At 63.4% G+C, this 12,389-nt stretch carries 12 protein-coding genes; 4 read left to right on the top strand and 8 right to left on the bottom strand.

The features are described 5' to 3' along the window. Window positions 1-66 precede the first annotated feature (66 nt). The 3 genes from U0029_RS16045 to U0029_RS16035 are packed head-to-tail and all read right to left on the bottom strand — an operon-like array spanning window position 67 to window position 2,811. Window positions 67-1,047, bottom strand: a complete 981-nt coding sequence (locus tag U0029_RS16045; protein ID WP_236824192.1) for a tripartite tricarboxylate transporter substrate binding protein — start codon at window positions 1,045-1,047, stop codon at window positions 67-69. 38 nt (window positions 1,048-1,085) lie between these two features. Further along, window positions 1,086-2,054, bottom strand: coding sequence for a ketopantoate reductase family protein (locus U0029_RS16040; RefSeq protein ID WP_114851611.1), 969 nt, complete (start codon window positions 2,052-2,054; stop codon window positions 1,086-1,088). A 4-nt stretch (window positions 2,055-2,058) separates the two neighbouring features. Next, entirely contained in the window at window positions 2,059-2,811 is a 753-nt protein-coding gene (locus U0029_RS16035) for a class II aldolase/adducin family protein (protein ID WP_012415922.1), read from the bottom strand. A gap of 120 nt (window positions 2,812-2,931) precedes the next feature. On the opposite strand from U0029_RS16035, the gene U0029_RS16030 reads away from it, so the two are divergent. Further along, window positions 2,932-3,843, top strand: a complete 912-nt coding sequence (locus U0029_RS16030) for a LysR family transcriptional regulator (RefSeq protein ID WP_012415923.1) — start codon at window positions 2,932-2,934, stop codon at window positions 3,841-3,843. Window positions 3,844-3,895: 52 nt separating this feature from the next. On the opposite strand, the gene U0029_RS16025 is transcribed toward U0029_RS16030, so the two are convergent. The 4 genes from U0029_RS16025 to U0029_RS16010 are packed head-to-tail and all read right to left on the bottom strand — an operon-like array spanning window position 3,896 to window position 8,020. After that, entirely contained in the window at window positions 3,896-4,651 is a 756-nt protein-coding gene (locus tag U0029_RS16025; protein WP_012415924.1) for a GntR family transcriptional regulator, read from the bottom strand. A gap of 11 nt (window positions 4,652-4,662) precedes the next feature. Beyond that, window positions 4,663-6,237 (bottom strand): AMP-binding protein, encoded by a 1,575-nt coding sequence (locus U0029_RS16020; RefSeq protein WP_012415925.1) that lies wholly within the window; start codon window positions 6,235-6,237, stop codon window positions 4,663-4,665. Between the two features lie 12 nt (window positions 6,238-6,249). After that, on the bottom strand, window positions 6,250-7,290 hold the full coding sequence (locus U0029_RS16015) for a cyclase family protein (RefSeq protein ID WP_012415926.1): 1,041 nt from the start codon (window positions 7,288-7,290) through the stop codon (window positions 6,250-6,252). Window positions 7,291-7,306: 16 nt separating this feature from the next. Then, the gene (locus U0029_RS16010; RefSeq protein ID WP_039051985.1) at window positions 7,307-8,020 is read right to left on the bottom strand and encodes an SDR family oxidoreductase; all 714 of its coding nucleotides are present in this window, start codon (window positions 8,018-8,020) and stop codon (window positions 7,307-7,309) included. A gap of 202 nt (window positions 8,021-8,222) precedes the next feature. Here U0029_RS16010 and U0029_RS16005 point away from each other — a divergent pair, with 202 nt between their 5' ends. Together U0029_RS16005 and U0029_RS16000 are read left to right on the top strand one after the other, a co-directional pair. Then, the gene (locus U0029_RS16005; protein ID WP_012415928.1) at window positions 8,223-9,173 is read left to right on the top strand and encodes a tripartite tricarboxylate transporter substrate binding protein; all 951 of its coding nucleotides are present in this window, start codon (window positions 8,223-8,225) and stop codon (window positions 9,171-9,173) included. Between the two features lie 2 nt (window positions 9,174-9,175). Further along, the gene (locus tag U0029_RS16000) at window positions 9,176-10,339 is read left to right on the top strand and encodes an acyl-CoA dehydrogenase family protein (protein WP_012415929.1); all 1,164 of its coding nucleotides are present in this window, start codon (window positions 9,176-9,178) and stop codon (window positions 10,337-10,339) included. On the opposite strand, the gene U0029_RS15995 is transcribed toward U0029_RS16000, so the two are convergent. After that, window positions 10,324-10,935, bottom strand: a complete 612-nt coding sequence (locus tag U0029_RS15995) for a LysE family translocator (protein ID WP_114851612.1) — start codon at window positions 10,933-10,935, stop codon at window positions 10,324-10,326. The genes U0029_RS16000 and U0029_RS15995 overlap by 16 nt on opposite strands. A gap of 89 nt (window positions 10,936-11,024) precedes the next feature. On the opposite strand from U0029_RS15995, the gene rsmB reads away from it, so the two are divergent. Next, window positions 11,025-12,353, top strand: coding sequence for a 16S rRNA (cytosine(967)-C(5))-methyltransferase RsmB (gene rsmB, locus U0029_RS15990; protein WP_012415931.1), 1,329 nt, complete (start codon window positions 11,025-11,027; stop codon window positions 12,351-12,353). The last annotated feature ends 36 nt before the right edge of the window (window positions 12,354-12,389 follow it).

The following is a 12,389-nucleotide window of genomic DNA, read 5'->3' as shown; positions in this document are numbered from 1 at the left end:
AAAAACCCCAGGCCGAAAAACCTGGGGCCGCTCGAGACAGGGGCCGCCTGTCTCGATTCAGCGGTTTCAGTCCAGCGCGATGGTGCCGGCTTCTTTGATGACGGCCTCCCATTTGCTGCGATCCTGTTTCATGAATGCGCCGAATTCCTCCGGTGTGCTGAAGCTCGGTTCCAGGCCCATGTCGAAGAAGCGCTGTTTGAGCTTGGGATCTTCTGCCATGCGGCGCAATGAGGTGCTCAGTGTCGCCACAACCTGATCGGGCACGTCGGCGGGCACCACGAATCCCAGCCAGGGCGTAGCGCTGAAATTGACCAGGCCTGATTCGCCGACCGTGGGCAATTGGGGCAAGAGCGGCGAGCGCTTGGCCGTGGTGACGGCGAGCGCCTTCACCTTGCCGCCTTCCATGAAGGACTTGGCCGCCGCCAGATCGACGAACATGAAATTGACTTCGCCCGCGGCAATCGCGCTCAAGGCCGGCACGCTGCCCCGGTAAGGGATGTGATTAGGCCGCACGCCGGCATTGGAAGAGAAGAGTTCACCTTCCAGATGGTTAGAGGTGCCGGGTCCGGATGAGCTGTAGTTGGTCTTTTTGCCATCGCCGGTTTTCAGGAATTTGACCAGGGATTCCACATTATCGACGGGCAGCGAGGGCGTCACCACCAGAATATGCGGAACCGCCGCCAGCAGGGACAGCGGACGGAAATCCTTCTCCGGATCGTAGCCGGCTTTTTCTTTGTACAGCGCCGGCGCAACAGCGAAGGTCGACGCCGCCATCAATACCGTGTAGCCGTCGGGAGCAGAGCGGGCCACATGGTTGGTGGCGATGGTTGTGCTGGCGCCCGGCTTGTTGACCACGATGACAGGAACCTTGAGGTCATCTTGAAGCTTGGCGGCCACCAGCCTCGCCATCACATCGCTCACGCCTCCGGGTGAGAACGGGACGATGATATTGATGGGTTTCTCGGGATAGTTCGCCGTATGCGCGGCCGCCATGGGTAGGGCCAGCGCCGCAGCCAGTAGCGTGTGTTTAATCCATCTTAGTCTCACGGTTTCCTCCTTGGGGGTGTTGTTGTTCTATGGGTTTGTCATGAGCCTGGCTGGCCGCTTGGGAGAGGGAAGCGGCTGTGCAACAGAGCCCAGATGCTATCGAGTATCGGGGTCGGGATGTGCAGATGGGCGGCGATGCGTGTGACGATGCCCACCAGCGCCTCGCTTTCCAGGGGCCGGCCGGCCGAGGCGTCTTGCAGCATGGAGGTGCGCGCATGGCCTGCTGATTCGGCCTGCCGCAGCCGGCCTTCCACGCCCTGCGCCTCCTGATAACCCAGCGCCGCGCCCACCGCCATCAGTTCGGCGATCAGACGCGCGCAAAGCTGGCGTAGATCCGCATGGGTCAGCATTTGCTGCATCGTGGCGTTGGCCAGCGCGCTGACCGGGTTGAAGGTGGCGTTGCCGAGCAGCTTGTTCCAGATGTCGGCCTCGATATGCTGGCTTACCTTGCATTGCAGCCCGCCCGCATTGAGCGTAGCCGCCAGTGCCTCGGTGCGTGCGCGGGGTGGGCCGTCGATCTCTCCCAGCGCCAGCGCGTCCCGGCCGCCTTGCTCCACATTGGCGGCGTCGCGCATCCGCGCCGGGATATAGACCACCGAGCCAAGCACGCGCGATAAGGCGACGGCCGGAAAGCTGGCATAGAACTCGCCCCAGCCGCTCTGCCCGCGCAGCCGTGGGTGGCGCTGCAACAGCCACCAGGGTATGCCGTTAATTAGCGGGATCAGCGGCGCATCGCCGAGCGCCGTGAAGGTGCGCAGCGCCTGGGGCAGGTCGTACTGTTTCACGCACAGGAGAATGGCGTCCCAACTGCCCTGGGGCTGAGTCAGGATGGGCAGATGGCGCCTGCCCATGTCTTGGCCGTCGCGCCATAGCGTCAGGCCCTGTCGTTCTAGAATCTCTGCGCGCTCGCCCCGCGCCAGCAAGGCCACCGAGGCCCGCGTGCCGGCCAAGTGCCAGGCAAGCGTGCTGCCGACGGCGCCAGCGCCAACAATGAGTATGCGGTCCATGGGGCTATTGCCGGTACTCGGGCTTGAGCCGCTCAAGCATGCGCAGCAGGGGCGGCCAGTGCTTGTCGCGCGAGGGCCGGCCAGGCCGGTCGAACTGTGCGGCCACACGGGCGGCTACGGCGTCGGATGCTTCGATGAGCGCTTCGCCGCCGGACTGCGCCGCGATCTGAATCTGACAGGCCCGCTCCAGGTAGTACATCTGATCAAAGGCATCGCTGATGCTTTCGCCGCACACCAGCAGGCCATGGTTGCGCAGAATCAAGGCATTGTGCGCGCCCAGGCTGCGCGTGATGCGCTCCTGCTCGTCCATGTCCAGCACCACGCCTTCGTAATCGTGATAGGCGAGCTTGCCGTAAAAGCGCATTGCCTGTTGCGACAGCATGCGCAGACCGCTTGCCTGGGCTGACACCGCCACGCCGGCCTGGGTATGGGTGTGCATCACGCACATGGCGTCATGGCGGTGCGCATGAATCGCGCTGTGAATGACAAAACCCGCCTGGTTGATACCCAGGCCTGTTTGGTCCAGCAGAATATCGCCAGCCAGGTTGACCTTTACGAGATTGGAGGCCGTCACTTCGTCAAAGGTCAGCCCGTAGGCATTAAGCAAAAAATGTCCGTCCTCATCTGCAATGCGCGCCGAAATATGGGTGTAGATGTGATCGGTCATGCGATGCAGCGCGGCGAGCTGGTAGGCGGCGGCCAAGGCTTCGCGGGTCTGCCATTCGGTTTCGGAAACGCGTTCGCGTAGGGAATTCATGTCTGTTTTTCAAGTGAGACGGCCATTGCCTGTGCGGGCATTGTGCGAACTCGAGACTCATAAATCCAGGCAAAGTTTTTTATCAAAAAACATCAGATTTATTGATGTATAGTCGGCGACATGACAAGACCCAATCTCATGCATGCGGAAACGCTGTGCTGGATTGCCCGCTTGGGCACTTTCGCGGCGGCGGCCGAGCGCATGCACGCGACGCAACCCGCCATCTCGGCGCGGATGAAGGAGCTGGAGAGCGCCCTGGGATATCCCCTGTTTGAGCGGCGTGGGCGTCGACTGGAACTGACGCTGCAGGCCCGGCGTTTCGTCGAGCGCATCGCGCCCCTGCTGCGCGAAGTGGAAGATCTGTTCAATGACACGGAGGCCGCCCTGTTGCCGGCCGGCACGGTGCGGCTGGGCCTGGGCGAGGTGTCCATGACCTGGTTGGGCGGTCTCATGCCCATGTTGCGCCGCGCGCTGCCTCATGTCACCTATGACATTGAGTTGGATCTCGGGGTCAAATTGCGCGAGCGGCTGGTGGCCGGTACGCTGGACGTGGCCCTGGTCGCCAATAGCCGCGAGACCGCCGGGCTGGCTTACACGCCCTTGGGCAAGGTGCCCATGGTCTGGGTGTGCGCGACGTCCCTGTTGTTCACGCCTGAGGGTCGTAGCCGCTCGCTGGAAGAACTCTTGCGCCGCGAGACCCTGTGGTGCGTGTCCAAGCCATCCGACTTCTTTGCGCCGGCCTACAACGAGCTGCGCGCTGCGGGCGCGGATATGAGCAGGTTGTGCTCGTGCAACAAGGTCAAGGGGCTGATCGACGCGGTGACAGCGGGCGGCGGTATCGCCCTCTTGCCGCGGACCATGGTGGCCCGTCAATTGCAATCAGGCGAGCTGGCACTGTTGCCCGGCGGTTTGGCCGGGCAGACCCTGGATTTTGCGATCGCCTTGCATTGCAACCAGTCTCAGCCCGCCGTGCTGGCCCTGGTCGCCGAATTGTTGCGCCTGTCACGCCTGTCGCCTATCGGCTCGCCCTGAGCCTGGCGGCGGCTTGGGGTCTGCGGCGCTAAGGCTGTGCGTTAATCCGCGCTCAAGGGCAGAGGTCGAACTCCAGCTTCACGAACTTGGTGGGAAATTCCAGGCGGGCGTAATAGATCAGTTTTTCTTTGTCGCAGGCGTAGCGGCGCACTTCGGCCACGCTGTCGTCCACGTTCAGGTTGAGGGCGCGCGCCGATTCGATGCCAGCACCTGAGATGGTGATCTTCTGCCGCGCTTCATGGATCTTCAGGCCTGGAATACGGGCGATGACCGATGCGGCCGCGGCCTTCAGAAAAGCAGCCTTGTGCTGCTTGAATAGGTCTTCGGCTAGATAAACCTCGCTGAAGCAATAGGGCACGCCATCTTTGACGTGCAGGCGGCAAAGATGCCGGTAGGCCTTGGCGTATTGCCCCGAGAATTTCATGCCCAGGTCGGGCAGCGAGGCAATGGCGTGTTCGCCATCGGCGATGCTCTCTGTGCCCAGCAGATCGCTCAGCGCTACGGTTTCTTCCCAGTTGGACGGAATTTGCAGTTCCGTCACATTGGGAATATTGCGTTGAACAAAGGTGCCCTTGCCCCGGCCGCGCCGGATGTAGCCCTCTTCTTCCAGGATGCCGATGGCGTTGCGCAGCGTCATGCGGGCCACTTGATACTGGGCCATCAGCGCTTCCAGAGACGGGATCTGCTGGTCCGGCATCCAGATGCCTTGAGCGATATTGCGCCGGAATTCTGCCGCCAGTTGCAGATAAAGCGGCAGCTTGCTCCGCGAGAGAACCTCAGAAGCGTTGGGCAGGAAGGGCTTGGCCATGAGGGTAGGGGCTATTGGCCGTCCAGCATGGCTTGAGCTTGCTGGCGCAGCACGTGCTTTTGAACCTTGTTGGAATTGGCGCTTTGCACCATGGGGAAGTCCTCCACGAAGATCACGCGTTGCGGAACCTTGAATTTCGCCATGGCGCTCTGGCAGGCGCCAATGATAGCGCGCTCGTCTGTCTGCACGCCGCTTTGCGGGCGCACAAAAGCCACCGGCACGGTCTTGCCCTCATGCTGTGCGCCCACTACCTGTGCCCCCGCCACGCCGGGCAGGCCCTCAAGGAATTGTTCGATCTCCAGCGGCGCAACCAGAAAACCGCCCAGCCGCAGATGGTCGCCGTCGCGGCCCTGGAAGATAAACAGGCGTTCGTGCACCGTATAACCCAGATCGCCGGTGCGGAAATAGCCGTCGTCGCTGATGGCTTTGCGGGTGGCTTCCGGGTTGTCCAGATACTCCGACATGAGGCTGGGCGCCTTGATCTCTATCTGGCCAATGGCACCATGGGGCAGTACAGCGCCGCTGTCGGAATCGACTGCCCGCACGCGGCCTTCGGGTGAGGCGATGGTGCCACCCGCCACGCGCCGGTGCCGCCAGTCGGTGTCAAGGGTGTGGCCGGCCACCAGGGCTTGCAGCTCGCTGGAGCCGTATAAGCCGGCGATGGGCATGCCGGCCTGCAAAGCGCGTTCCGGCAAATCGTCCATGGCGGGCGAGAAACTTGCGAACCCCACGTAGCGCAGCGAGGGGTAGGCAGGGCTGCGGCCTTCGGCCTGCTTGAGGATCAGGTCGAGGAACTCGTTGTTGGCGAAGGTGTGGGTGACGCCATGCTCCAGGATCTGGCGCGCGGTTCGCGCTGCGTCAAAGACCGCCAGCGACACCAGGGTTGCGCCTTGCGTCAGTCCGCCCAGCAGGGTGGAAAATCCGAAGGCGCCGCACATCGGCGAGGCCAGCAGCACGACGCTATCGGCGCTGATGCCATAGGCGCGCGCAGCAATATGGCCATGGTGGATGAGACCTGCCTGGCGGTGCAAAACCAGCTTGGGCGCCGATGTCGTGCCCGAAGTGGTGTACACCAGGGCCCCATCGCTTTCCTGGCCGGGCTCGCTGATCGCGCCTGCATGCTCGGCCTGGGCCTCGAAGGGCACGGCAGCAGGCAGTGGGGCGGGCAGCGCGGCGTTGTCGCCCACGGCGAAAATACGGCGCACGCCTCGCAGCACCTCTGGGTCGATACCTTGAAGAATCTCGACGAAAGGCAGGCCCTTGAAGGCCGGCCACATCGCCATCCAGGTGCAGCGCCCTCGCGCCAGTAGCTGGCCCACCTCATGTTCTCGAAAGCGCGTGTTGACCGCGATGACGGTCACGCCCAGGCGGGCGCAGGCCAGAAAGGTCACCAGCCATTCGATGCAATTGGGCATCCACAGCGCTAGGCGGTCGCCACGGCGCACGCCCTGTTCTTGCATCAGCGCCGCGAGGCGGTCTACCTCGGCCAGCAGCCCGGCGTAATCCAGCACGCGGTCTTGATCCTGGAAGGCGATGTGGGCGGGCCTGCCTGCGGCATGGCCTTGTAGCAGCGTGTAGAAATCCATGGTTGGGGCGCCTCAGAGGGTGGCGATAGGCGTGACAGGAGAGCCGACGGCGCCCGGCAGGCGCAGCGGCGGCGCAGTCAGCAGAAAGCGGTTGCGGCCTTCCTGATGCAAGGCTTCGGCCAGGTCCTTCAGATACCAGAGTTCGGCCAGGGGCAGTCCCAGTTTGAACAGACAATGATGGTGCAGCGGCAGGAGGGATTTCTTGCCCTCGCGCTCGCGCGCTGGGTAGGCCTCGACCGCGTAATTGTCTGCGCAGATGGCGCTGATGCCGCTTTCAGTGATCCAGGCCAGCAAGTCTTCGTCGGCGCCATCCAGCACGCAGCAGGCCTTGTGCAGGGCTTCGGGGTCTGGTTTTCCCGCCATCTCGGTGACGACTTCGGCAAAGCCGGTGCGCAGCACCAGCATGTCGCCGGCCTCGACCCGCACGCCGTCTTTTTCCATCACCTCCATCAGCTCGCGATAGCCGATCAGCTTGCGGTCGCGGCCGTAATGACGCGTGAAATCGACCAGCACCCCGCGTCCCTGCATGCCTTTGACGGCGAAATGTTCGATACCCAGCTTGAGCGCGCCCAGCGCCTGTTCGCCGCTGCCGCAACAATCCCCATGGCCGCTGTCCTCCGCACCGAGCACATCTTTGCCCGCTTCATAGCCGTTGTAATAGACCTTGCGTGGTGTGCCGCTGCCGTCGATATCGAAATAGGCGCCGACATGGGCCAGCGCATCCCATTGCGTGGAATACTGCAGCGACATCACGACCTGATCGTCGCTCAACACATCGATGGAGGAGGGATCGAGTTTCTCCATCGGAAAGTTCATATACGGCACGCCATCGCGCTCGGTTCCGCTTAAGCGGGGCGGTTTGCGGCGCGGGTTCAAGGCCATGCCGCCGGGCAGATCCAGCGGTAAAGACAGGCAGAACACCTTGCCCTGCCGGACTTCCTGCACGCCCTTCAAGACCTGTTCCTGGCCTAGCAGATTGACGCGTCCCAGTTGGTCGTTTTCGCCGAAGTCTCCCCAGGTGGAACCTGCCGGCCGTTGTTTCCAGCGTTTCATGTACTCCCCTTTTCTGTCAGGCGTTGCCGACGGTCATGCCGCCGCAAACGAAATGCGTCTGTCCGGTCACGAAACCGCAGCGCTCATCCATGAAGTAGGCGACCGCATGGGCCACGTCCTCGGGGCGGCCCATGCGGTTAACCGGGATGCTGGCCAGTAGCGCACGCGTGCGTTCGGCATCATTGGCGCCGGCGAAAAAATCGGTTTCGATCGGGCCCGGCGCGATAGCATTGACGGTAATGCCGGCGGGGGCCAACTCCAGCGCCCAGGTGCGCGTCATGCCGATCAGCCCGGCCTTGGTCATGCTGTAGATGCTGCGCTCGGTCTTGCCCAGGGCGGCTCGTGAGGCCATGTTCAGCACGCGGCCAATGCCTTGCGCGCGCATCCCGGGGACCAGCGCCTGCGTGAAGCGCAAGGCCACTTCGATATTGAGCTGCACGGCGCGGTATAGCGCCTCGGCGCTGACCGTCTCCAGATTGCCCACGGGCACCATGCCTACGTTATTCACCAGGCCATAAAACGGTTGTTGCGCGGCCTCGCCGGCCAGAAAGCGGTTTACCGCCTCATTGTCGGCCAGGTCCACGGCGTGAAAAACCATGCCTGCGGGCAAATCGGCGGGGGGGGTGCGCGCCACGCCGACCACTGCGTAACCGTCGGCGGTCAGCCGCTCGCAGATCGCACGGCCAATTCCTTTGCTGGCGCCTGTCACCAGCACGCGCTTGCTGTTCACTTTGCTGTCTCCTGGCCGCCTTGTTTCGCAGCCTTGTTTTGATGTGCCAGGGGAGCTTATCGCCGCCTATCCTTAAAGTGCATTAGTACAAACATCTATATATATGAACTTTTTAATATGCAAAATGAGCGTGCCGGTGTAAGCGCCGGTCAGCCATAAGAAGCCGGCATCAGCCGCTCAAATCAATGGAGACAAACAAAAAATGAAGCACCTCCTCATCAAGCCGATGGTGGCCAGCCTCGCGCTTTGCCTGGGCACGGCCGCGTTCGCCGCCGACTATCCCAGCAATCCGGTCAGCCTGGTCGTCGGGTACGGCGCGGGCGGCGGCACCGACGTTTGCAATCGCGTGCTGGCCCAGGACGTGGGCAAGCGGATCGGCCAGACCCTGGTCATCGAGAACAAGCCCGGCGCAGGCTCATCGCTATCGGTCAGCTACATCACGCGTCAGCGCCCGGATGGCTATAGCATCGCCTCGCTGTCGACGGGAGGCGTGCTCAACCAGGTGCTGAATCCGGGCAATAAATACGATGTGGTCAAAGACCTCACGCCGATTGCGATGGTGGCGCAATACCAAGTGGGCCTTTTGGTGCGTGCCGACTCTCCGCACAAAAACCTGGCCGATCTGGTGGCGGCCGCCAAGCGCAAATCCCTGAGTTACAGCACGGCAGGCATCGGCACACCACAGCATCTGACGACCGAACGGCTCGGGCAGGCCATCGGCTCGCGGTGGGTGCACGTACCCTACAAAAGTGGCCCGGAAACCATCTCGGCGCTGATGCGCGGCGATGTGGATTTCATGGCGCAGACCGCTGAATGGGTGCCTTATGTGCGGGATGGCCGCCTGCGCCTGTTGGCGGTCTACACCGATGAGCGCATGCAGGGTTTTGATGCGCCGACGCTCAAAGAGCAGGGCTATGACCTGGTCGCGCCCAGTTTGTTGGGCATTTCAGGCCCGGCCGGCATGGACCCGGCCATCGTCAAGCGCCTGCAGGATGCTTTTCAGGGCGCCACGGCCACCCCCGAGTTTGCCCATTGCGCGGATCAGTTCGGCCTCAAGGTGGACTTTCGTGACGCCGCCGGCTTTGGCGATTATGTGAAAAATACACTGGTGAACTGGACCCCGTTGTTGCAACAATTTGCAGGCAAGGAATAAGCATGAGCGCGCGGCAAGCCTGGTTGCAATGGCCTTTTCTGGACGAGCGTCATCGTATTTTGGGGCGCGAACTCGATGCCTGGTGCCATACGCATCTAAGCGATATTGACGAGGCCGATGTGTATGCGGCTTGCCGCCGCCTGGTGCAGGCATTGGGGGAGGGCGGCTGGTTGCGCTACAGCGTGCCCCAGGAGGGCGCGGCCACGCTGGATGCCCGCAGTCTTTGCGTGATTCGGGAAACCTTGGCCAGCCATCATGCTCTGGCGGATTTCGCCTTCGCCATGCAGGGTCTGGGAAGCGGTGCGATCTCGCTGGCGGGCAGCGCCGCCCAGCGGGCGGCCTATCTGCCGGAGGTCGCCAGCGGGCGCAGCATTGCCGCCTTCGCGTTGTCGGAGCCCGAGGCCGGCTCCGATGTGGCGGCTCTGTCCTGCCGGGCTGAGGCGCAGTCCGACGGCTTTGTGCTCAATGGTCATAAAACCTGGATTTCGAATGGCGGGCTGGCCGATTTTTATTGCGTATTTGCCCGCACGGGCGAGCCGGGATCGCGCGGCATCTCGGCCTTTATCGTCGATGCGGACACCCCGGGCCTGGTCATCGAAGAGCGGATCGACGTGATGTCGCCTCATCCGCTGGCCTTGCTGCGTTTCGATCGGTGCCGGGTGCCGGCCAGCCAATTGCTGGGCGATCTGAATCAGGGATTCAAACTGGCCATGCGCACGCTGGATGTATTCCGGATTTCGGTCGCGGCGGCGGCGCTGGGTTTTGCCCGCCGGGCGCTGGCCGAAGGCCTGGATTACGCCAGTCAACGCAAAATGTTCGGGCAGACACTGGCCGATTTCCAGCTTACACAGGCGGCCTTTGGTGAGGCCGCGACCGAGATAGACCAGTCTGCCCTCCTGACCTACCGGGCAGCCTGGGTGCGCGATGTGCCGCAGCAATCTTCAACCATGGAAACCGCGATGGCGAAAATGGCCGCCACCGAATCCGCTCAGCAGGTCATCGATCGGGTGTTGCAGATGTTCGGCGGCCGGGGCGTGGTGCGCGGCAATGTGCTGGAGCGGCTATACCGGGATATCCGCTCATTGCGTATCTACGAGGGTGCAACCGAAGTACAGAAACTCATCATCAGCCGCGAGCTGATGCGCCGCCATCAAGAGCGCCGGTAAAGCGCCAGGGTGGCGCCCAGCCCGATGAGGGTGGCGCCGCATAGCCGGTTGAGCCAGCGCAGATGAGGCAGGCCGCGCGCCAGCCGGATGCCCAGGCCGGCGTAGATCAGCATGGCCAGCAGATTGAGCACGGCCAGGGTGGCGGCCAAGGCCAGATACTGCGGCGTCTGAGGCGTTTGTGTGTTGATGAACTGGGGCAAAAAGGCAGACATGAAGATCAGCGCCTTGGGATTGGACAGGGCCACCAGAAAGCTGCGCGTGAAGACCGCCTGCTTGCGGGCCGGGGCGGTGGGGCCGTCGCTTGGCCGCGCGGCGTCCTGGCGAAGCAGACGCCAACCCAGATAGGCCAGATAGGCCGCGCCCACCCATTTGAGGGCCTGGAAGGCGGTTTCGGATGCCGCCAGCAGCACGCCCAGGCCGCAGGCTACGACACTGACCAGGGCCAGATCGGCCAGAATGGCGCCGGCCATACCCCAGGCCGCCATGCGCCAGCCATGGCGCGCGCCATTGGTCATCGCCAGCAAAACGGTAGGGCCGGGCGTGGCGATAATCACGGTCGAGGCAAGGGCGAACAGCACAAGGGTGGATAGGTTCATGGCGGGCTCCGGCGAGCGTCTAGTGTGACGCGAGCGGTCAATACCGTCCAGAGCGGCTACCATAGTGCCTGTTAAATTGGGAATTTCGCATGGCTTTCGCTTCCGAGTCGGGCACACTCGCCCCTCCGCTTTCCGCCGTTCTGCTGTCCGCTGCCGCCGCTGTGCAGGCCGTGGACGAGGGCCGTTCACTGACCGAGGCTCTAGCCGAATCCGAGGCGGGCCTGCGGCCTGCCACGCAGGCGGTGTCGTTTCATGCCATGCGTTACATGGGGTGGGCCGATACGATTGCCAACCGTTTGGTGCCGCGCGAACCCGCGCCGCTGGCGGGCGCGCTGCTGCGCGTGGCGCTGTCTTTGCTGAAAGAGGCGCCGGGCGCCGACCCCTTGCCCGGCATGCCGGTCTATGCGCCGCATACCGTGGTGGATCAGGCCGTGACGGCTGCGGCAGAGCACCGGCGCCTGGCGGGTTTCAAGGGCTTGATCAACGGCAGCCTGCGGCGCTTTCTGCGCGAACGCGAACAATTTGAAGCGCAGCTGGCCAATGATCCGGTGGTGCGCTGGAACCATCCTCAATGGTGGATCAAGACGCTGCGCCAAGCCTATCCGCAGCAATGGCAAAGCCTGCTCGCCGCGGCCAACGTGCCTGCTCCCCTGACTTTGCGTGTCAATCGCCGCCGGGCCAGCCGTGAGCAGGTGCTCGATGCATTTTCCCATGCGGGCCTGCCGGCCCGCGAGGCGGGCGAATGGGGCGTGGTGGTGCTGGAGCCCAGGCCTGTTGCGCAATTGCCCGGCTTTGCCGAAGGCTGGTGGTCGGTTCAGGACGCCGGCGCGCAATTGGCCGCGCCGCTGCTGCCGCTGGCCGATGGCATGCGGGTGCTGGACGCCTGCGCCGCGCCGGGCGGTAAAACCGCCCATATGCTCGAAATCGCCAATCTCGATCTGGTGGCCCTGGATTCCGACGCCAGCCGCTTGGAGCGTGTGGGTCAGAATCTGGCCCGTCTCGGCCTGAGTGGGGCGAGTCTGGTGGCCGCCGATGCGGCCAAACTGGATAGCTGGTGGGACGGCAAGCCCTTCGATGCCGTCTTGGCCGATGTGCCTTGCACGGCGTCTGGCATTGTCCGGCGCCACCCCGACATCCGCTGGCTGCGGCGCGCCCCGGATGTGGCGCGCACCGCCGCCTTGCAGGCCCGTATTGCCGATGCGCTTTGGCGCGTCGTGGCTCCTGGCGGCCACCTGCTCTATGTGACCTGTTCCATTTTTCCTGCTGAAGGTCAGGCTCAGGCACAGGCGTTCGCGGCGCGTCATGCCGATGCCATCGTCTTGCCGGCCCCTGGCCAGCTGCTTCCTGTTGCGCTAGATGCAACACCTGAACGTCAGCACGATGGTTTTTTCTACGCCTTGTTTGCCAAGCGGCGCTGAATCGCCAAGAATAGGGACAAAGCGCGCCCTTGTTGA

This window comes from Bordetella avium (assembly GCF_034424645.1).
GTDB classification, from domain to species: Bacteria; Pseudomonadota; Gammaproteobacteria; order Burkholderiales; family Burkholderiaceae_B; genus Bordetella; species Bordetella avium.
This window is presented reverse-complemented; position numbering and strand designations above follow the sequence as displayed.